Genomic DNA, 1,140 nt, shown 5'->3' with positions numbered 1-1,140 from the left:
TGGCGAAGCGCAGACCTTCTTCCATGGCGATCGGGGCAATCAGCTTGACCGTGATCGACACGTTGTCACCGGGCATGACCATTTCCTTGCCTTCGGGCAGCTCGATCGAGCCAGTCACGTCGGTCGTGCGGAAGTAGAACTGCGGACGGTAGTTGTTGAAGAACGGCGTGTGACGGCCACCTTCGTCCTTGGACAGCACGTACACCTCACCGGTGAAGTGCGTGTGCGGCTTGATCGAGCCGGGCTTGCACAGCACCTGGCCGCGCTGCACGTCTTCGCGCTTGGTGCCGCGCAGCAGGATACCGACGTTGTCGCCAGCCTGACCCTGGTCCAGCAGCTTGCGGAACATTTCCACGCCCGTGCAGGTGGTCTTCTGGGTGTCGGCGATACCGACGATTTCGATTTCTTCACCAACCTTGACGATACCGCGCTCGATACGGCCGGTCACCACGGTGCCGCGGCCGGAGATGGAGAACACGTCTTCCACGGGCATCAGGAAGGCACCGTCAACCGCACGCTCGGGCGTGGGGATGTAGGTGTCCAGCGCGTCGGCCAGCTTCAGGATGGCTTCTTCGCCGAGCTTGCCCTTGTCGCCTTCGAGGGCGAGCTTGGCCGAGCCGTGCACGATGGGGGTGTCGTCGCCAGGGAAGTCGTACTTGTCCAGGAGTTCGCGCACTTCCATTTCGACCAGCTCGAGCAGCTCGGCGTCGTCGACCATGTCGCACTTGTTCAGGAACACGATGATGTAAGGCACGCCCACCTGACGGGCCAGCAGGATGTGCTCGCGGGTCTGGGGCATGGGGCCGTCAGCGGCCGAGCACACCAGAATGGCACCGTCCATCTGGGCGGCACCGGTGATCATGTTCTTCACATAGTCGGCGTGACCGGGGCAATCGACGTGGGCGTAGTGGCGGTTGGCCGTTTCGTATTCCACGTGGGAGGTGTTGATGGTGATGCCGCGGGCCTTTTCTTCGGGCGCTGCATCGATCTGGTCGTAACCCTTGGCTGCGCCGCCGAACTTGGCCGCCAGCACGGTCGTGATGGCCGCCGTCAGCGTGGTCTTGCCGTGGTCAACGTGACCAATCGTGCCCACGTTCACGTGCGGCTTGGTCCGCTCAAATTTCTCTTTTGCCATTTTTC

Annotated in this window: 1 protein-coding gene; it reads right to left on the bottom strand. The window is 62.4% G+C overall.

Annotated features, from left to right (window positions below):
- On the bottom strand, positions 1-1,135 hold a 1,135-nt coding region (gene tuf / locus HPA01S_RS22430), incomplete at its 3' end, for an elongation factor Tu (RefSeq protein ID WP_066273732.1).
- Positions 1,136-1,140 lie beyond the last annotated feature (5 nt).

Origin of the sequence: Hydrogenophaga palleronii NBRC 102513 (assembly GCF_001571225.1) — a bacterium.
Taxonomy (GTDB): Bacteria; Pseudomonadota; Gammaproteobacteria; order Burkholderiales; family Burkholderiaceae_C; genus Hydrogenophaga; species Hydrogenophaga palleronii.
The sequence above is the reverse complement of the archived record's forward strand: the minus strand, read 5'-3'. Positions and strand labels throughout refer to the sequence as shown.